We start from the raw sequence: 18396 nt of genomic DNA on the forward strand, positions 1-18396 counted from the left end.
CCGAGGCCAAGAACGGAGATCCGGCGTAGGTGTCCGCTGAAACGCCCCATTGCTTGGTGACAGGTGCGACCGGCTACATCGGTGGCCGGTTGGTGCCCGAACTGCTCGACCGCGGGTACGGCGTGCGAGCCTTGGCCCGCCAGCCCGACAAGCTGGCGGACCGGCCGTGGCGGGACAGGATCGAGGTCGCGCGCGGCGATCTCGGTGACGCCGACTCGCTGCGCGACGCGTTCGACGGCATTGATGTCGTCTATTACCTGGTCCACTCGATGGGCACATCGAAGGATTTCGTGGCTGCGGAGGCCGAGTCGGCCCGCAATGTCGTCGCCGCAGCGAAGCAGGCAGGCGTACAGCGGTTTGTGTACCTGGGCGGGCTGCACCCCTCGGGCGCGGAGTTGTCACCGCACCTTCGGTCACGGGTCGCTGTCGGTGAGATCCTGCTGGACTCCGGCATCGAGACGGTCGTGCTACAGGCCGGGATCGTCGTCGGTTCGGGCTCGGCGTCGTTCGAGATGATGCGCCATCTCATCCACCGCCTGCCGGCGATGACTACGCCCAAGTGGGTGCACAACAAGATCCAGCCGATCGCGATCGACGACGTCCTCTACTACCTCGCCGAGGCGGCCACAGCCGATCTGCCCGAGTCACGCACCTGGGATGTCGGCGGCCCCGACGCGCTCGAATACGGCGACGCCATGCAGGTGTACGCGCAAGTGGCCGGTCTGCGGCCGCGGATCATCATCGCGATTCCGTTCCTGACTCCGACGATCGCGAGTCTGTGGATCGGTCTGGTCACGCCCATGCCGCCGGGTCTCGCGCGGCCGTTGATCGAATCGCTGGAGGTCGACGCCGTCATGAGTGAACACGACATCGACGCCGTCATCGGACCGCCACGCGGCGGTCTCACCGCCTACCGGGACGCGGTCGTCAAAGCGTTGACAAATGGCCCGCTGCCGAGCGATCCGCACTGGGCACACGTCGGCCGTAGGCCTGTACCCAGTTAGGGTCGGCACGACGGCCGAGCCGTCAAGGACGCCACGACGGCCGAGCCGTTCAAGGACGCCACGACGGCCGAGCCGTTCAAGGACGCCACGACGGCCGAGCCGTCAAGGACGCCTGAGCGCCGAGACGTTGTCGTTGTCGGCCTGCAGCGGCACTCCGCTGCGGGCCGCGGTCGCCAGCATGTGCTCGATGACGTTCTTGCCCAACGCCGTTTCGCCCGGCAACTCGATCGGGTAGTTGCCGTCGAAGCACGCCGAGCACAGCCGCGACGCAGGTTGTTCGGTGGCCGCGATCATGCCGCGCTGCGAGATGTAGCCCAGTGTGTCGGCGCCGATGGCATGGCGGACACCCTCGAGCAGTTCGTCGGCATCACCTTCGGTGCTCGCGGCGTTGGCGATCAGCTCGGCAGGCGTCGCGAAGTCGATGCCGTAGAAGCATGGCCACTTCACGGGCGGCGATGCGATGCGCACGTGTACCTCGACGGCGCCGGCCTCACGCAACATGCGGATCAACGCCCGCTGCGTGTTGCCGCGGACGATGGAGTCGTCGACGACGATCAGCCGCTTACCGCGGATCACTTCCTTGAGCGGATTGAGCTTGAGGCGGATACCGAGCTGGCGGATGGTCTGCGACGGCTGGATGAACGTGCGCCCGACGTAAGCGTTCTTCATCAGGCCCTGTCCGTACGGAATGCCGGACTCCTGCGCGTAACCGACGGCCGCCGGGGTGCCCGATTCCGGCACGCCGATCACCAGGTCGGCTTCGACGGGCATCTCACGGGCCAGCCGGCGGCCGATATCGACGCGGGCGGCGTGCACCGAGCGGCCCGCGATGTTGCTGTCTGGTCGGGCCAGGTACACGTACTCGAAGACACAACCCTTTGGCTCGGGGTTGGCGAAGCGCGTCGAGCGCACGCCGTCGGCGTCGATGGCCAGCAACTCGCCGGGCTCGATGTCGCGGACGAACGAGGCGCCGACGATGTCGAGCGCCGCCGTCTCGGAGGCCACGACCCAGCCGCGGTCCAGCCGCCCCAACGAAAGCGGCCGCACGCCGTAGGGGTCGCGGGCCGCATAGAGGGTGTTCTCGTCCATGAAGGTGAGACAGAACGCGCCGCGCACGGTGGGCAGCAGTTCGAGGGCGGCCTGTTCCAGCGTCGCGTCGGCGGCGCCGTGGGCCAGCAGTGCGCCGAGAATGTCGGAGTCGGTGGTGGCCGCCGGGGCGCCGCGGGTGCCGAGTAGACCCGCCTCGCGGGCCCGGGTGGCCAGGTCGGCGGCATTGACCAGGTTGCCGTTGTGGCCGAGCGCGACGCCCGTGCCGGCTGCGGTGTTGCGGAACACCGGCTGGGCATTCTCCCAAGTGGTGGATCCGCTGGTCGAGTATCGGCAGTGCCCGACGGCGACATGGCCTTCCATGGCCGCCAGCGTCTGCTCGTCGAAGACCTGGCTGACCAGGCCCAAATCCTTGAATACCAGCACCTGGGAGCCGTCGGCGACGGCGATGCCTGCGGCCTCCTGGCCGCGGTGCTGCAGCGCGTAGAGGCCGTAGTAGGTGAGTTTGGCGACTTCTTCACCCGGCGCCCAGACGCCGAATACGCCACATTCCTCGCGGGGTTCTTGATCGGTCTGCGGGCCGGTCACGATATGGCTGCTCCCAGGGCGGTGTGGGTAGACGAGTTCAGTCTACGGTCATCACCGGTCAATCACGGAAGACCCCGACGATGTCGCGCACAAAAAAGAACGACTTCTGCGGGTCCAGAAATTCCTCGCCTATCACCCACATTCGGCGAACCACCTGGTCACGGACGTGCGACGGCGGCGCGGGCCTGAGCATCGGCTCAGGCGGACGTGTGGCGAAGCTAACCGTCGAGGCGGACCAACGGCAGCCACCCGGCGACCTCGCCGGCGCGCGCCCCGGACGACGTCAACAACCCGCCCGCGGTGGCGTCCGCCACGTCCAGGAGGCCCGTCGCGAGCAACAGCCACGTTCGCGGGTCGGTCTCCACCACGTTGGGCGGATTCCCTCGCCTGTGCGCCGGCCCTGAAATACATTGCACCGCAACAAATGGCGGGACACGGACCTCGACGCTGTTCCCCGGCGCGAGTGCGGCGAGCGTGCGAGCCGTCAATCGCACCGCCTCGGCGAGTTCGGCGCGCGTAGGAGTGGGTTCGCCATCGTCGCGCAGCCACGCGGCGACGGCCGAAACCGCAGCACGCGTCATTGCCGGATCGGCCCTACGAGAGGTGGACATACTTTAGATTCTCAAAGTGTTTGTCGACCGCCACAATCCGCCCTACCGGACGGCGGGCGCGGTCTTGGTGGTGATCGCCGCGGTCGCGGCGAGCCTGCTCTACATGCAGTTCCGGGGCGACTTCATCCCGTCCACACCACTCACGTTGGTCTCGTCGCGCTCTGGCCTGGTCGTCGAACCCGGCGCGAAGGTGACCTATAACGGCGTGGAGATCGGTCGCGTCGCGCGCATCGGCACCGTCGAGGTGGATGGCACCGCGAAAGCGCAACTGTCCCTCGACGTCGACCCCGAATACATCGAGCTCATTCCGTCGAATGTGATCGCCGACGTGCAGGCCACCACCGTGTTCGGCAACAAGTACGTGTCGTTCAGATCACCGGAAGATCCTTCTGCAGAACGTGTTTCGAGCAGAGACGTGATCGAGGTGTCCTCGGTGAGCACCGAGTTCAACACCCTGTTCGAGACGGTGCTGTCACTTGCCGAGCAGGTCGACCCGGTCAAGCTGAACCAGACACTGACCGCCACGGCCGAGGCGGTGACGGGCCTGGGTGACCGGTTCGGCGAGTCGCTGTCGAACGGCAACACCATCCTCGACGACCTCAATGCGCGAATGCCGCAGATCCGCGAGGACACCAGGTTGGTGGCGGGTCTGGTCGACGTGTACGCCGATGCGTCACCGGATCTGTGGGACGGCCTGCAGAACGCGGTCACCACCGCGCGCACGTTCAACGCGCAGTGGGATGACATCGACGCGGCGTTGATGGCCGCGCTGGGCTTCGCCGACCCGGCTGCCGACAGTCTGAATCGCGGCGGACCGTACTTCGTGCGCGGCGCCGCGGATCTGATCCCCACGTCCAAACTGTTCGACTACTACAGCCCCCAGCTGTTGTGCACGCTGCGGAACTTCGCCGAGATCGAGGAGAAGGTCGCCGAGACTCTCGGCGGGAACGGCTACTCGCTTTCGACGTCCTCGGGGACGTTCGCCGGTGCGGGCAACCCGTACATCTACCCCGACAACCTGCCGCGGGTGAACGCCAGGGGCGGCCCGGAGGGTCGTCCGGGCTGCTGGCAGAAGATCTCCCGTGAGTTGTGGCCCGCGCCGTATCTGGTGATGGACACCGGCGCCAGCATCGCCCCCTACAATCACGCAGAACTCGGGCAGCCGATCCTGATCGACTACGTGTGGGGCAGGCAGGTCGGCGAGCTGACCATCAATCCGTGAGCGTTGACATCAACAATTGTTGAGGTTTTACGTTCGCAGGCATGACGTTCAAATCACATGAGATCGAATATCTTCGGCGGGCCGACCTGGGTCGGTTGGCCACCATCCAGCGCGATGGGACACCGCAGAACAGTCCGGTCGGATTCACCTTCAACGAGCAGCTCGGGACGATCGACATCGCCGGTTATCAGATGTCCAAGAGCCAAAAGTATCGCAACATCGCGCACAACGACCGGGTTGCGTTCGTCGTCGACGACATCGCGTCACGCGAGCCGTGGCGGGTGCGTTGCCTCGAGATTCGCGGCACCGCCGAACAGGCCGTGATCGCCCCCTCGCAGGGTGCGGCGGGCGACCATCTGGATACGGCGATCATCCGCGTCACCCCAACGCGGATAATCAGTTTCGGCATCGACGATCAGGACACCGAGCCGCACCAACTGACCGCGGATATCCGGGACGTGTAGCGGCTCAGTCGGGAAAGCCGAACATCTTGACGACGCCGTGATCGCGGCCCGCGGTGTAACCGCCGTCGACCGCGATCGCCTGCCCGGTGACGAACGAGGCATCGATTGACACCAAAAAGGCCGCCATCGCGGCGATCTCATCGGGTCGGCCCCTGCGCTGCAGTGCGTGCTCGTTGGTGATCGACTGCAACGGGCCCTCCATGCCCTCGAGACCCATCACGGCGTTGAGCATCGGGGTGTCGATGAAGCCGGGGCAGATGGCGTTGGCGCGGATGCCGCTGGGGCCGTAGTCCAGTGCGATGTTCTTCGTCAGAAGGACGACGCCGCCCTTGGACGCGTTGTAGGCACTACCACCGGCAGTGCCTTCGAGGCCCTCGACGCTGGCGAGCGTCACGATCGAACCACGCTCACCGTCGACCCTCGGCTGCTCGATCATCTTGGCCAGTGCGGCCTTTGCGACCAGGAACGTGCCGGTGAGGTTGATCGAGATCACCCGCTCCCACTCCTCTTTGGGGAGCAGGTGTACCGGTCCTCCGCCCGCAACACCTCCGGAGTGGACCACGCCGTCGACGCGGCCGGGAACCGCGGCGAACACCTCGGCGACCGCCGCTTCGTCGGCGACGTCGGCTGCGACGAAGGTGAAACGGGCGCCCAGCTCCTCGGTGGGGGCGGCCAGGTCGGTGCCGACGACGGTGCCGCCCTCGGCCAGCAGCCGCCGAGCGGTGGCCAGGCCGATGCCTGACGCGGCGCCGGTGACGACGAAGGTGCGGGATGCGGATCTGTCTGTCATGGGCAGACGATACGCAATTCGATTCGGGTCAGGCGGAATTGGGGTCCGCCACGGTCACGCCTGACGGCAGGTCACCCTCGCGGACCGCGGTGAACGACCGCGAGATCGGCTGACACGGCGATGCCGACTCGACCAGCTCACCGGTCAGCGAAGTCCCCGACGCGGAGAACGACATCGTCGAAGTGCCTGCGGTCTTCTTGCCCTCGCACGCGAAACCTTGTGTCTGGCTGGAGATGTACCGGCCACCGCTTTCGCGGAAGACGTAGGTTGTCGATACGCCGCCGACATTGGTCGCCGTCGCGACGCAGCCGGCGGGCGGACAGGCTGAGCGAATTGCCAACAGCCAGGTGTACGGACCGCGTGGCTCCGGATAGTCGAAGTCACTCGGTTCGGTGCCCGCGAAGCTCAGCCGGTACAGGCCGTCGGTCAACGGAGTCGCCGCGGCGACCGGCGATGAGCAGACCGCGAACGCTGAGCCGGCGACGATGCCGACTGCGGCGACAACTGCGGCCCGGGTGATGGCCATAGGTCACTATCACAGAGAAATCCCACGTGCACGGCTGTTTTGCACTGTCAGTGCCGCGACCGCACCAGACTCGTTGATCGCCAGATGCGCCAGCATCGGGCCGATCAGGCTGCCCGAGCGCTCGTACAGCCAGCCGAACACCCAGCCGGCCAGTCCGGTGACCAGCACGGTGGGAACGACGGGCTCTCCGGTCCTGCGGGCATCGGCGATGTGCGAGAACCCGAAGGTCGCGGCCTGCAGGAACCGGCCGCCGGTGGTCCCGAACGCCTGCGCGGCGACGGTGCCCAGCGCACCGCGGAAGGCAGCCTCCTCCGACCACACCGTGCCCAACGGGATACCGAGCAGGAGCCAACGGAGCGCACCGTCGGGCAGGTCCCGGTCGGCCATCTCCTGCCGCACCCGCGGCAACGCCGTCGCCGCCGCGACACCGAGCACGACAGGGGCGGCAGCGCCGAGGCCGAACCGCAGACCCGAGCCCGGATGCCGGAAGCCGACGGGCGCGCGCGTCAGGGCGACCAGTGCGGCGCCGACGAGGGCGTGCGCGGCGGGGTGCCAGCGCGACGGCAACCGCGGCGCCACCAGGCTCCACCCCACGAGGAGGGCCGCCAGGCCCAGCGCTTCTACCGCCGAACGTTGCCTGGTGCGCACTAGTATTCGGGACCGTCTTCGGCTTCGGTCTTCTGGAGTGCGATGCGAATCCGCTGGGTGTCCTCTCGTGTCCAGCCGTCCGGCGGCGCGACGGCAGCCCAGCCGTCGAGCACAAAGTCGCCGTAGTTGTGCCCGTGCCCGGCCGGGACCGATCCGGCGTTGGTCATGTCGACGGCGACCTGCCAGAACGTGATGATCGGATACCACCGCATCGACGCCGTGCGGTCACGGCCCGGGGGTTCCCGCAGCCAGTCGGGCCTGCTGAAAAGGAGATCCTCCGACCACCACACGACTGGATCCGACGGGTGCTGCATGAACAGCACACGCGTTCCCTCCCAGGGTTTTTCCCCTTCAGTGGCGATCTGTTGGGCATCGGTGGCCTCGGAGAACCGTACTGTCCGGCCGTTGTCGTAGCGCGGCCGGACCTCCGGGGTACCCGGATCGCGGCGCTCGGTGATCGCGCTCCACAGCGGACTCGCGTTCGGCGGGCCGACCCACAGCACCGACGAGAAGCCCATTTCGGCGATGTCGGGTAACCACGCGAACGCGCCCTGGCCGGCCATCGAGCCGAGGCTTTCGCCGTAGAGCACAAGCTTCGGCCTCCGGTCCGGTGGCAGCTTCGCCCAGCGTTCGTGAATGGCGCCGATCATCATGCGGCCGGATTCCATGGACTTCTGCTGGTCGCCCAGGAACGAGATCCAGCTCGGCAGATACGAATACTGCGAGCCGACCAGCGCAGTGTCGCCGTTGTACATCATTTCCAACGACCGTGCGGCGACCGGGTTGATCCACCCGGTGCCGGTGGTCGGGATGATCACCAGCAGCTTGCGCTCGAACGCTCCGGTGCGCTCCAGTTCGCTGAGCAACACCGCCATTCGCTGTTCGTCGGTGTCGGCGGTCTGCAGGCCGACGTAGGCGCGGATGGGCTCCTTGGCCGGCCGACCGTTGAGTTCGGTCAGCTCGGCGGCGTCGGGTCCGGTCGCGACGAAGTTGCGGCCCTGATACCCGAGGGTGTCCCATGGCGCGAAAGAGTCTGGGCTGCCCGACTTTTCGGGTTCCAGCGGCTGAACAATCCCGGGCCGCGTGGTGAAGTTCTGCGGCTGGAACACCTGGTTCGACGCGGTGAGAAACCCACGCACGAGGACACCGTTGATCAGCGTGATCGTCAGCACGACGACGATCACGGTACCGATGAACAAGGCCACCTCGTCGTTGAGTCGCCAGCGCCGGATGAAGAACCGCGCCATCGATTTGATCACGTCGATCAGCACCCGGGTGGCGCCCACGCACGCACCGCCTGCAAGCACCGCGATGATCAGTGTCCGCAGGTATCCGAGCGTCGTCGGCCCTTCGATACCCACCACCGCCGACACCTGGCGCTGCCACTGGGCGGCCGGGATCAGCATCAGTACACTCGCCGCGATCGCCAGCACCACCGTCGCGGTCTTGAACACGTACTGCACCCGCTTGGGCGGCGGCCAACCCTTGCGTCGGCGAATCACGAAGCGGCGGAACAACCTCCAGCCGAATACGCCGATGCCGTAGCCGATGGCCGCATTCAGCCCGCCGATGAGACCCTGGAACAGCCAGTCTCTCGGCAACAGCGAGGGCGTCAGGGACAGACAGAAAAACAGTGCACCAAAAGCGATTCCGACGAAGTCGAGCCGGACCAGGCGCCATGCCCAGACATAGAAGGGGTGTCGTTCGCGGGTCTGCGCAATCACCCGAACAACCCGGGAAGCACGCCCTCCGACGTGCTTCGCAGGTCCTCCAGACTGGCGGTGAACAGGCCCTGCACCTCGACAGCTGCCTCTCCCGCGCGGGGTCCGGGGTCCACGACGCCGATGCGGGTGGCCGGTAGTCCGCGCGCCTCACACATGGCCACGAACCGGCTCTCCTCGGTCCGCGGCACGGCCACCAGCACCCGGCCCGTCGACTCTGAGAAGAGGAATGTGAAGGGACCTGCGCCTTCCTGAAAGTCCTCGGGAACGACGATGCGGCAACCGGTTTCGCCGGTCAGCGCGGCCTCGACGACGGCCTGGATGAGCCCGCCCTCGGACAGATCGTGCGCTGCCGACACCAGCCCGTCACGCGATGCCGCGGCCAGCACGTCGGCCAGCAGCATCTCCCGGTCCAGGTCGACCTTCGGCGGCAGCCCGCCCAGGTGGTCGCCGGTGACCTGCGCCCAGATCGAGCCGTCGAACTCGTCGCGGGTGTCGCCGAGCAGGATCAGGGTTTCGCCGGGTTCGGTGCCTAGTCCGGTCGGGATGCGACGCTTTACGTCGTCGATGACGCCGAGCACACCGACAACCGGGGTCGGCAGGATTGCCGTGGTCCCGGTCTGGTTGTAGAAGCTGACGTTGCCGCCGGTGACCGGAATGCCCAGCTTCGCAGCGCCATCGGCGAGTCCGCGGACTGCCTGGCTGAACTGCCACATGACTCCCGGATCCTCCGGGGAGCCGAAGTTGAGGCAGTTGGTGACCGCCACCGGTGTGGCGCCGGTGACCGCGACGTTGCGGTACGCCTCGGCCAGCGCGAGTTGCGCGCCGGTGTACGGGTCGAGCGCGGTGTAACGGCCCGACGCGTCGGTCGAGATCGCGATGCCGCGGCCGGATGCCTCGTCGACGCGCAGCACTCCGCCGTCGGCGTTCTCGGCGAGGACGGTGTTGCCGCGAACGTAGCGGTCGTACTGCTCGGTGATGTAGGCCCGGCTGCACAGATGCGGACTGCCAAGCATCGCGAAGAGCGTCGCGCGCAGCTCGTCGCCGGTGGTCGGCCGTGGCAGTTTCGCAGAGGTGTCGGCGTTCAGCGCGTCCTGGGTGCGGGGACGCTCGACGGGGCGCTCGTAGACAGGTCCCTCGTGGGCGACCGTGCGCGGCGGGACGTCGACCACGGTTTCGCCGTGCCAGGTGATTTCGAGGCGGTCCCCGTCGGTGACTTCACCGATGACGGTCGCCAGCACGTCCCACTTGCGGCAGACCGCCATGAACGCGTCGACGTTTTCGGGTGTGACAACCGCGCACATCCGCTCCTGGGACTCGCTCGACAGGATCTCCGCGGGTGTCATGTTCGCCGCGCGCAGCGGGACGGTGTCCAGTTCGATCCGCATACCGCCGTCACCGGCTGATGCGAGTTCCGATGTGGCACAGGACAATCCGGCGCCACCTAAGTCCTGGATGCCGACCACTAGATCGGCGGCGTACAACTCGAGGCAACACTCGATGAGGACCTTTTCCATGAATGGATCGCCCACCTGCACCGAGGGCAGCTTCTTGCGCCCCGCCGCGCCGCTCTCGTCGCCGCCGAACGTGTCCGACGCCAGCACGGACACGCCGCCGATGCCGTCGAGCCCGGTGCGCGCACCGAACAGGATGATCTTGTTGCCGGTCCCCGAGGCGAACGCCAGATGCAGGTCCTCCTTCCGGAGCACCCCCACGCACAGGGCGTTCACCAACGGGTTGCCCGCGTAGGAGGCGTCGAACACGGTCTCACCGCCGATGTTCGGCAGGCCCAGCGAGTTGCCGTACCCGCCGATGCCGCGCACGACCCCATCGACGACGCGGCGGGTGTCCATCGCGTCGGCCGCGCCGAATCGCAGCTGGTCCATCACCGCCACCGGGCGCGCGCCCATGGCCATGATGTCGCGCACGATGCCGCCGACCCCGGTGGCCGCGCCCTGATAGGGCTCGATGTAGGACGGGTGGTTGTGGGACTCCACCTTGAATGTGGCCGCCCACCCGTCGCCGATGTCCACGACGCCGGCGTTCTCGCCGATGCCGGCGAGCAATCCGGCACGCATCGCCTCGGTGGTCGTCTCACCGAAATAGCGCAGGTGCACCTTCGACGACTTGTAGGAGCAGTGTTCGCTCCACATCACCGAGTACATCGCCAGCTCAGCGTCAGTGGGCCGACGGCCGAGGATCTCGCGGATCCGCTGGTACTCGTCGTCCTTGAGGCCCAGCTCGCGGTGCGGCTGGGGCTGGTCGGGTGTGGCGGTGGCGTGGTCGACGGTGTCTACAAGATTCAAGCCGTGGGTTAGCTCCGACGTCACCCGGCCAGTCTAGTTTGCGAGCCGGCGGAAACGCCGTCAGCCGCCCGCGACGCAGAAGGCGTTGCCTTCGGGGTCGGCCATCACGACCCAATCGAACTCCGGCCCGAAGCTGTTCCGCGCCGTCTCGCGCGCGCCCAGGCCGATCAGCCGCGCCACCTCGGCCTCCTTGTCGGCGGCGTGGAAGTCCAGGTGGACCTTGTTCTTGCCCGGTGTCGGATCGGGCACGCGCTGAAAGCCCAGAGCCGGCCGGCCTTCGTGGGTGACCATGACGAATTCACCTGGTGCAACGGCATTTACGTCGCCTCCCGCGGCGCGCGCCCACCAGTCGGCGAGGGCGTCAGGGTCGGCGCAGTCGAACGTGATCATCTCCACCGTGAGTGCCATGGGGCTGACCCTAGAGCAGCCGGGCGACAAGGGCGCTTACGTCTGGCGTAATTGAGCGGCGCCGCGTTCGGCCGCACGCTTGGTCCATGACCGAGACCCAAACCCAACCGAAGTTCAGTTCCGAGATGTGGGCCGCGTTCTGGGCGGCACCCGACGAATCGCGCATCGGCGACATCCTGGCCGACGACATCGTCGGCTACTGGCAGGGGGAGCCGAAGCCGGTGCACGGTCGCGAGGCCTACACCTCGAAGATCGTCGAGCTCATCACCGCCGTACCCGACCTGCGGCTGGAGCTGCTGGACAGCGCGACCGTCGACGGCGGCGCCCCCGGCGAGCAGCTGGTGTACCTGCACTACGTCGGCAAGGGCACCGGGCCCGAGGGTCCGATCGCGATCCGCGGGCTGGACCGGGTCCGCGCCCGCGACGGCGTGGTCGTGGAGAACGTCATCCGCTACGACCTGGTGGCGGCTGAGTAGGTTCCGAAGATGGCAACGTCAGCCTGACGGCGCCGGCATGGATATATATGCACGGAGCGGCCGTCAGGGTGACATTGCGATCGGCCCACCCGCTATGACATGACGCGAATGGTCAGCCCGGCGACAAAAACGCTTGCAGCGCAGCGGCGTACGCCGCGACGTCGTGGGCGCCCATCACTTCACGTGCCGAATGCATGGCCAACTGCGCGGCACCCACGTCGACTGTCGGGATGCCGGTGCGCGCCGACGTCATCGGTCCGATCGTGGAACCGCACGGCAGATCGGCTCGATGTTCGTAGCGCTGCAACGGCACATCGGCCTGAGCGCACGCGAGTGCGAACGCCGCCGCGGTCCGCCCGTCGGTCGCGTAGCGCAGGTTCGGCTGCACCTTGAGGACGGGTCCCGCGTTGACCTCGATGAGGTGGCCGGGTTCGTGACGTTCGGGGTAGTTCGGGTGCGTGGCATGGGCCATGTCGCCCGACGCCACCACGGAGTCCGGCATCCGGCGCAGGAATTCCTCGCGACCACCACCGGCGGCCAGCGTGATGCGTTCCAACACGGTGAGCAGCAGCTCGGATTGGGCACCGTGGTCGGACTGCGAGCCGACCTCTTCGTGATCGAACAGCGCCAGCACGGGCACGTGGCCGCGCGGCTCGGCCGCGAGGAAGCCCTCGAGACCGGCGTAGCAGGTCGCCTGGTTGTCCAGCCGCGGCGCGCTGAGAAGTTCGTTTCCGGCACCGGCGAGGGTCGACGGGGTGAGGTCGTGGGTCATCAGGTCCGCGCCAAGGACGTCGGACACGGCGACGCCGGCGCGGTCGGCGACGTAGCCGAGGAAGGACCGGGTCCCACTGCCGACGCCCCACACGGCGTTGACGTGACGTTGTGGGTCCAGCGACACCGATTTGCGGTCCTCGGCGAGATGGATGGCCAGCTGCGGTACGCGCAAGATGGGCTCGTCGATGCGGATCAGGTGATGCTCGATCGCGTCGCCGGCGCGGACGGACAGCCGTCCGCTGATGCCGAGGTCACGGTCCAGCCACGAGTTGAGCCACGCCCCGCCGTACGGCTGCAGCGCGACGACCTGCCAGCCCGAGACGAAGCGGTCGGGATGCTGTTTGACGCGCAGATTCGGGCTGTCGGTGTGGCCGCCGACGATCCGGAACGGCGCCGACGGGCCGTTCTCGGCCTTCCAGGCGACCAACGAACCCGCCCGCAGTGTGAAGAACCGGCCCTCGGCTTGCCAGGCATCGCCTTCGTCCAGCTCGGCGAAGCCGGCGGCGCGCAATCGGTCGGCCGCCGTCTCGCAGACATGGGACGGCGACGGCGAAGCGTCGATGAACTCACACAGGCCCTGCGGACTTGCCGACATGGTTGTTCATCTTCTCCGATCATCGCCGCCGATCTTGAATTAGGGTTCCTAAGGTGCCCGCACCACTGCCGCAGCCGGTCACGGCGCCACTCACACCTGCGGCCATCTTCCTGGTGTTGACCATCGACGACGGCGGCGAGGCGGCCGTGCACGACGGGCTCGCAGATATCGCCGGGCTGGTGCGTGCGGTCGGTTTCCGCGACCCCGACAAGCACCTGTCGGTGGTGACGTCGATCGGCTCGCACGCTTGGGACCGGCTCTTCTCGGGGCCGCGGCCCGCGGAGTTGACCCCCTTCATCGAGTTGTCCGGCCCACGTCATCACGCGCCGTCAACGCCAGGGGACCTGCTGTTGCACATCAAGGCCATGTCGATGGACATGTGTTTCGAGTTGGCGGGCCGGATCGTCAAGGCGTTGGGCGCTGTCGCCGTCGTCGACGAGACGCACGGATTCCGCTTCTTCGACAACCGCGATCTACTTGGCTTCGTCGACGGCACCGAGAACCCCGAGGGTCCACTTGCGGTGTCCGCCACCGAGATCGGCGACGAGGATCCCGATTTCGCCGGCGGCTGCTATGTGCACGTGCAGAAGTACGTACACGACATGTCGTCGTGGGATTCGTTGTCGGTCACCGAGCAGGAACTGGTGATCGGACGCAGCAAGCTCGAGGACATCGAGATGGCCGACGACGTCAAGCCCTCGAACTCGCACATTGCACTGAATGTCATCGAGGGCGAGGACGGCACCGAACTGAAGATCGTGCGTCACAACATGCCGTTCGGTGAGATCGGAAAAGACCAGTACGGTACGTACTTCATCGGTTACTCGCGAACGGCCGCGGTGACCGAGCAGATGCTTTCCAACATGTTCCTCGGTGATCCGCCGGGCAACACCGATCACATCCTGGAGTTCTCCACCGCCATCACCGGTGGGAAGTTCTTCACGCCGATCGTCGATTTTCTCAATGACCCTCCTCCGCTTCCGGCTTCGGAGGCATCACAAGACGTGCCCGCCGCTGCCGGCGTGCCCGTCAGGGACGGCTCGTTGGGCATCGGAAGCCTGAAAGGAACCCGTTGATGAACAACCTGTATCGCGAACTCGCTCCCGTCACCGACGCCGCCTGGGACGAAATCGAGCTGGAGGCGACGCGAACGTTCAAACGGCATGTCGCCGGACGGCGCGTCGTCGATGTCAGCGAGCCGGGAGGCCCGGTGACGGCGGCGGTCAGCACCGGCCACCTCCGCGATGTGTCCCCGCCGGGCGAGGGAGTGGTGGCGCACCTGCGGGAGAGCAAGCCGCTGGTGCGCCTGCGGGTGCCGTTCACGTTGAGCCGCAACGCGATCGACGATGTCGAGCGTGGCTCGCAGGACTCGGATTGGGATCCGGTCAAGGAGGCTGCGAAGAGACTGGCCTTCGTCGAGGACCGGGCGATCTTCGAGGGTTACGGGGCAGCGTCCATCGAGGGAATCAGGGCCTGCAGCAACAATCCTGCGCTGGCGCTGCCGAGCGACGTCCGCGAGATCCCGGACGTCATTTCCCAGGCGCTGACCGAGCTGCGGCTGGCCGGCGTCGACGGGCCGTATTCGGTGCTGCTGTCGGCCGACGTCTACACCGAGGTCAGCGAGACGACCGAGCACGGCTATCCGATTCGCGAGCACCTCAACCGGCTGGTGGACGGCGAGATCATCTGGGCGCCCGCCATCGATGGCGCGTTTGTATTGTCGACGCGCGGTGGCGATTTCGACCTGCAGCTGGGGACCGACGTTTGCATCGGCTACCTGTCGCACAACGCGGAATCCGTCGAGCTGTATCTGCAGGAGACGCTGACATTCCTCTGCTACACCGCAGAAGCGTCTGTGGCGCTGACGAAGTAGCTAGGCCAGGCTCCGCGCGAGACGCTCGACCGCTCGGCCGTCGGTGAGTTCATCGCGCGATTCTGGATGCTCCCAATAGAACCGGATCAGTTCTCGCAATGCCGTGCCGTCCGGCGTCATCCCACCGGCCGCAATCGTCGGCGTGCTGTCGTCGGACATCACGAACACTATGGGACCCGACGTGGACTTCTTTCCGCCAGGAATCTGATCTGTCACGTCCTTCACCTGAAGCCAGTCGCCGGACTCGGACCGCCAGCCCTCCTCCAGAACGAATCCTGCGGGTGTCAGACGCAGATACTTCGTGCAGCCGCGCCGCAGGTTTCGCCACACGTGCGGCGCTGCGATCAACAACAGCACGCCAGAGGTGAACGGAAGCGAGTACCGCATGGCCGCCGGTACCGGAATGGTCACCATCCCGGCGGGCGCGAAAATCGTGTAAATCGCACTGGCGATAACGGCGAGTCCGAACCCGATCTGAATGGGGAGGTCAACTGCGCGGTCGGGCCGGAAGGTGGTTCCTGCGTCATCGACGTCGACCCGTGGTGCCACGTTTCCGGGAACAACCGCGAACATCGGAATTATCAAGCCGAAGCAGAACGCCGAGACTCCCAGCGTCACAAATGCATTGAGTACCTCGCCGCGGAGAACGAAAAGCACGGTCCACGCTGTGCTGAAGACGCCGAACCCACCGAAGAACAGCCCACCCAGGATTGCGGTCGAAAGCTTCATCAGCGGCACACGATATTGCCGATGACGCCGCCGAGATAACCGAACGTCCATCCGCCGACTATGTCGCCGCCGGCAGCAGCCCAGGGTGCAAACTGCGGGCCGGCGGTCCCGCTCACCAGTCCCGCCGCCAGCGCCCCGGTCGCCATTCCGCCCGCAACTCCGGCACCACCCGAAATCGCAGCGACGCAGGCGTCTTCGAACGTCTTTGCTGTCACCGTGTCATACAGCGCCATCGCCACCCCGAGCGTCGGGCCGCCGTACTTGCCGACCTTGCCCAGGTTCTCCACGGATTGCGGTGAGAGCATCGGAATTCCGCGTTCGGCCTGCAGCTCGAGACCGGTGAATGCTCCGCCGACGGTCGTCAGCGCCGGGTGGGCGAAGAACTCGTCGGGCAGGACGCCGTGGCGGCCATCGGCCGTCGTCACACCGCCGGTGCACTTGCCGTCCGCGGTCCGCGTCATCGTGATCTCAGTGCCGTTGGCGAATCTGATGGACGTGAACATTGTTCCGTCATAGTTCGTCTTGTCTTGCGAGAACGTGCTCGACACCTCGTGTCCGTTCTTGTCGTAGTAGGTGTCCTCGACGCACGGCAGCGCTTCGTTCCACTCGTGGATTTCATGCCTGCCGCCGTCCATCATCAGCAGCGTCCTACGCACCTGACCGTCGTCAGTGACCCACTCCTTGCTCTCCCGAACGGTCTGCGCGGTGTCGTTGTCGCGGAAGAGATCCTGCTGCATCAGGCCGTTGAGATCCGTCGGGTTGGGAACTCGGTCACTGGGAGGGACCGTACCTGTGCCGGGGAACAGGCTGCCAAGATCATCGGGACTTGGCACCGAGAATCCGAAATTCTCTGCAGCGGAATGCACCTGGGCCGCAGTGGAGTGGTCGGCGTCGCCGACGGCATTCAGCAATCGATTGATCTCGGCCTGCTCGGTCTTGGCCGCAGCCTGCAGGCTGGCCGCCTTCTCCGCCGACACGCGGGCCGGTTTGATGAGCACCACCCAGATGTCGTTGACACAGAGTTCGCCACGATCGACTTCGTCGGCGTGATTCAGCAGCGCGGTACGAGCGGCGCTGATTGCGACCGCGCCCTTCGACAGCGCGGCCGCAACGCCTTCGGTGTAATGGCTGAACGTCGAACTGGCATCCGTTGCACGGTGAAACATCGCCGCCGCGGCGGCATGCGCGGGCCCGACCCATGCGCGGACCTCGGACATGCGGTCGCAGCCGTCGTCCAGGTTGCGCACCGCGCTGTACACCGCGAGGCCCGCGTCGCTGAGTGCCGATGAGCCATGCTCAGCCGCGTCGGGATTCCAGCTCTGCAGCTGCGATCGTGACGGGAGCACGGGTCAGAACAGCCCGTCGAACGCGCCAGCGAGGGCGCTGTCTTCCACCTCGTACAAGTCGCCGGCGCCACGAACCGCCGCACCCATCTTCGTGATGTTCGTCGCGATGTCGTTGGCCTGCTGCGCGACGTGCTCACCCACGAGGCGCATGGCCCATTGCGTGGAGGACCCTCCAAGCCCGTCGGCAGCCGTCGTCGCCTTGTGTCCGACGTCGGTGGTCAATATGGCGCCAGACTCCGTATTCACCTGCGCAGCAAACGCGCGCAATACTTCAGGATCGACTAACACGTTCTTGAAGGTAACACCGGTCACCGGACCGTCAGCGCACCAGTTTCAGCAGGCCGCTACGCGGCCAACACCTGGTCCAGAGCGGAGTAGAACAGGCCGAGACCGTCGTCGGACGGGCCGGTCAGCGCCTCGGTGGCGTGTTCAGGGTGCGGCATCAGACCGACGACCCGGCCGTTGGCCGACGCGATCCCGGCGATGTTGCGCATCGAACCATTCGGGTTCTCGCGGTAGCGGAAGACGACCCGACCCTCGCCCTCGAGCTTGTCGAGCACGTCCTCGCTGGCAACGTATCGGCCCTCCCCCGACTTCAGCGGCACCAGCAGGTCGGCACCCAGCTCGTACCGCGACGTCCACGCCGTCGTATTCGATGCCACCTCGAGCCAGAGGTCGCGGCACACGAAATGCAGACCGGCGTTGCGGGTCAGCGCACCGGGAAGCAACCCGGCCTCGCACAAGATCTGAAATCCGTTGCAAATACCCAATACCGGGAGACCCTGCGCCGCGGCGCGGACGACCTCACCCATCACGGGCGCGAACTTCGCGATCGCACCGGTCCGCAGATAGTCGCCGTAGGAGAAGCCTCCGGGCACCACCACGGCGTCCACCTTCTTGAGGTCGGCGTCGGCGTGCCAGAGACTCACGGACTCCGCACCGGCGAGCCGGACCGCCCGTGCCGCGTCGACGTCGTCGAGCGTGCCGGGGAAGGTGATCACACCCACTCGGGCCGTCACGCCCCGTCCCCCGCCGGTTCCCGGCTCACGCTCCAGTCCTCGATGACGGTGTTGGCCAACAGCGACTCGGCGATCTCGGCGAGCGTGTCGTCGTCGATGCTGTCATCGACTTCAAGCTCAAACCGCTTGCCTTGCCGCACATCTGAGACCGCGCCGAAGCCGAGACGACCCAGCGCGCCGACGATCGCCTGCCCCTGGGGGTCGAGGATCTCGGCCTTCGGCATCACATGCACTACCACCCTTGCCACG

Annotated in this window: 20 protein-coding genes; 6 read left to right on the forward strand and 14 right to left on the reverse strand. The window is 66.7% G+C overall.

Translation table 11 applies throughout. The features are described 5' to 3' along the window. The first annotated feature begins 56 nt into the window (after nt 1-56). A complete protein-coding gene (locus tag M1248_RS11080) occupies nt 57-1004 on the forward strand; it encodes an NAD(P)H-binding protein (RefSeq protein WP_317148347.1) in 948 nt (315 codons plus the stop codon). A 102-nt stretch (nt 1005-1106) separates the two neighbouring features. On the opposite strand, the gene purF is transcribed toward M1248_RS11080, so the two are convergent. Together purF and M1248_RS11090 are read right to left on the reverse strand one after the other, a co-directional pair. Beyond that, complete coding sequence (gene purF / locus M1248_RS11085; protein WP_163730979.1) at nt 1107-2639, reverse strand: amidophosphoribosyltransferase; 1533 nt, start codon at nt 2637-2639, stop codon at nt 1107-1109. A 218-nt stretch (nt 2640-2857) separates the two neighbouring features. Beyond that, nucleotides 2858-3250: a sterol carrier family protein gene (locus M1248_RS11090; RefSeq protein WP_163730982.1), complete on the reverse strand. Its 393-nt coding sequence runs from the start codon at nt 3248-3250 to the stop codon at nt 2858-2860. 16 nt (nt 3251-3266) lie between these two features. Between M1248_RS11090 and M1248_RS11095 the strand changes: the two genes are divergently transcribed. After that, nucleotides 3267-4472 (forward strand): MCE family protein, encoded by a 1206-nt coding sequence (locus tag M1248_RS11095; protein ID WP_317148348.1) that lies wholly within the window; start codon nt 3267-3269, stop codon nt 4470-4472. A 41-nt stretch (nt 4473-4513) separates the two neighbouring features. After that, a complete protein-coding gene (locus tag M1248_RS11100; protein WP_163730988.1) occupies nt 4514-4936 on the forward strand; it encodes a PPOX class F420-dependent oxidoreductase in 423 nt (140 codons plus the stop codon). Between the two features lie 4 nt (nt 4937-4940). Here M1248_RS11100 and M1248_RS11105 read toward each other — a convergent pair whose 3' ends face one another. The 6 genes from M1248_RS11105 to M1248_RS11130 are packed head-to-tail and all read right to left on the reverse strand — an operon-like array spanning nt 4941 to nt 11335. Further along, nucleotides 4941-5726, reverse strand: a complete 786-nt coding sequence (locus tag M1248_RS11105) for an SDR family NAD(P)-dependent oxidoreductase (protein ID WP_163730993.1) — start codon at nt 5724-5726, stop codon at nt 4941-4943. Nucleotides 5727-5754: 28 nt separating this feature from the next. Further along, nucleotides 5755-6252, reverse strand: coding sequence for a hypothetical protein (locus tag M1248_RS11110; RefSeq protein ID WP_163730996.1), 498 nt, complete (start codon nt 6250-6252; stop codon nt 5755-5757). Nucleotides 6253-6261: 9 nt separating this feature from the next. Next, a complete protein-coding gene (locus M1248_RS11115) occupies nt 6262-6900 on the reverse strand; it encodes a type II CAAX prenyl endopeptidase Rce1 family protein (protein WP_163730999.1) in 639 nt (212 codons plus the stop codon). Beyond that, nucleotides 6900-8624 carry an alpha/beta hydrolase gene (locus M1248_RS11120; RefSeq protein ID WP_317148349.1) on the reverse strand — a complete coding sequence of 575 codons (1725 nt, stop codon included), beginning with the start codon at nt 8622-8624 and terminating at the stop codon, nt 6900-6902. The genes M1248_RS11115 and M1248_RS11120 overlap by 1 nt, the downstream gene beginning before the upstream one ends. Further along, nucleotides 8621-10927 carry a phosphoribosylformylglycinamidine synthase subunit PurL gene (gene purL / locus M1248_RS11125; RefSeq protein ID WP_317148459.1) on the reverse strand — a complete coding sequence of 769 codons (2307 nt, stop codon included), beginning with the start codon at nt 10925-10927 and terminating at the stop codon, nt 8621-8623. The genes M1248_RS11120 and purL overlap by 4 nt, the downstream gene beginning before the upstream one ends. Before the next feature lie 60 nt (nt 10928-10987). Continuing rightward, nucleotides 10988-11335 (reverse strand): VOC family protein, encoded by a 348-nt coding sequence (locus M1248_RS11130; RefSeq protein ID WP_317148350.1) that lies wholly within the window; start codon nt 11333-11335, stop codon nt 10988-10990. Nucleotides 11336-11421: 86 nt separating this feature from the next. On the opposite strand from M1248_RS11130, the gene M1248_RS11135 reads away from it, so the two are divergent. After that, a complete protein-coding gene (locus tag M1248_RS11135) occupies nt 11422-11811 on the forward strand; it encodes a nuclear transport factor 2 family protein (RefSeq protein ID WP_163731008.1) in 390 nt (129 codons plus the stop codon). 112 nt (nt 11812-11923) lie between these two features. Here M1248_RS11135 and M1248_RS11140 read toward each other — a convergent pair whose 3' ends face one another. Further along, nucleotides 11924-13180 carry a M18 family aminopeptidase gene (locus M1248_RS11140; RefSeq protein WP_317148351.1) on the reverse strand — a complete coding sequence of 419 codons (1257 nt, stop codon included), beginning with the start codon at nt 13178-13180 and terminating at the stop codon, nt 11924-11926. Nucleotides 13181-13233: 53 nt separating this feature from the next. On the opposite strand from M1248_RS11140, the gene M1248_RS11145 reads away from it, so the two are divergent. After that, complete coding sequence (locus tag M1248_RS11145) at nt 13234-14256, forward strand: Dyp-type peroxidase (RefSeq protein ID WP_163731014.1); 1023 nt, start codon at nt 13234-13236, stop codon at nt 14254-14256. Beyond that, nucleotides 14256-15053 (forward strand): family 1 encapsulin nanocompartment shell protein, encoded by a 798-nt coding sequence (locus tag M1248_RS11150; protein WP_163731017.1) that lies wholly within the window; start codon nt 14256-14258, stop codon nt 15051-15053. The genes M1248_RS11145 and M1248_RS11150 overlap by 1 nt, the downstream gene beginning before the upstream one ends. Here M1248_RS11150 and M1248_RS11155 read toward each other — a convergent pair whose 3' ends face one another. From M1248_RS11155 to purS, 5 genes are read right to left on the reverse strand one after another with little or no spacing between them, the layout of a single operon-like run. Next, a complete protein-coding gene (locus M1248_RS11155; RefSeq protein ID WP_317148352.1) occupies nt 15054-15782 on the reverse strand; it encodes a hypothetical protein in 729 nt (242 codons plus the stop codon). It lies immediately after the preceding gene. Further along, a complete protein-coding gene (locus M1248_RS11160) occupies nt 15782-17128 on the reverse strand; it encodes a hypothetical protein (protein WP_317148353.1) in 1347 nt (448 codons plus the stop codon). Before M1248_RS11160 ends, M1248_RS11155 begins: the two co-directional genes overlap by 1 nt. A 3-nt stretch (nt 17129-17131) precedes the next feature. After that, complete coding sequence (locus tag M1248_RS11165; protein ID WP_317148354.1) at nt 17132-17416, reverse strand: type VII secretion target; 285 nt, start codon at nt 17414-17416, stop codon at nt 17132-17134. Between the two features lie 56 nt (nt 17417-17472). Then, nucleotides 17473-18147, reverse strand: a complete 675-nt coding sequence (gene purQ, locus M1248_RS11170) for a phosphoribosylformylglycinamidine synthase subunit PurQ (protein ID WP_083127443.1) — start codon at nt 18145-18147, stop codon at nt 17473-17475. Next, on the reverse strand, nt 18144-18395 hold the full coding sequence (gene purS / locus M1248_RS11175) for a phosphoribosylformylglycinamidine synthase subunit PurS (RefSeq protein WP_163731030.1): 252 nt from the start codon (nt 18393-18395) through the stop codon (nt 18144-18146). The genes purQ and purS overlap by 4 nt, the downstream gene beginning before the upstream one ends. Between the last annotated feature and the right edge of the window lies 1 nt (nt 18396).

Source organism: Mycobacterium sp. 29Ha, assembly GCF_032883055.1.
Lineage (GTDB): Bacteria > Actinomycetota > Actinomycetes > Mycobacteriales > Mycobacteriaceae > Mycobacterium > Mycobacterium gallinarum.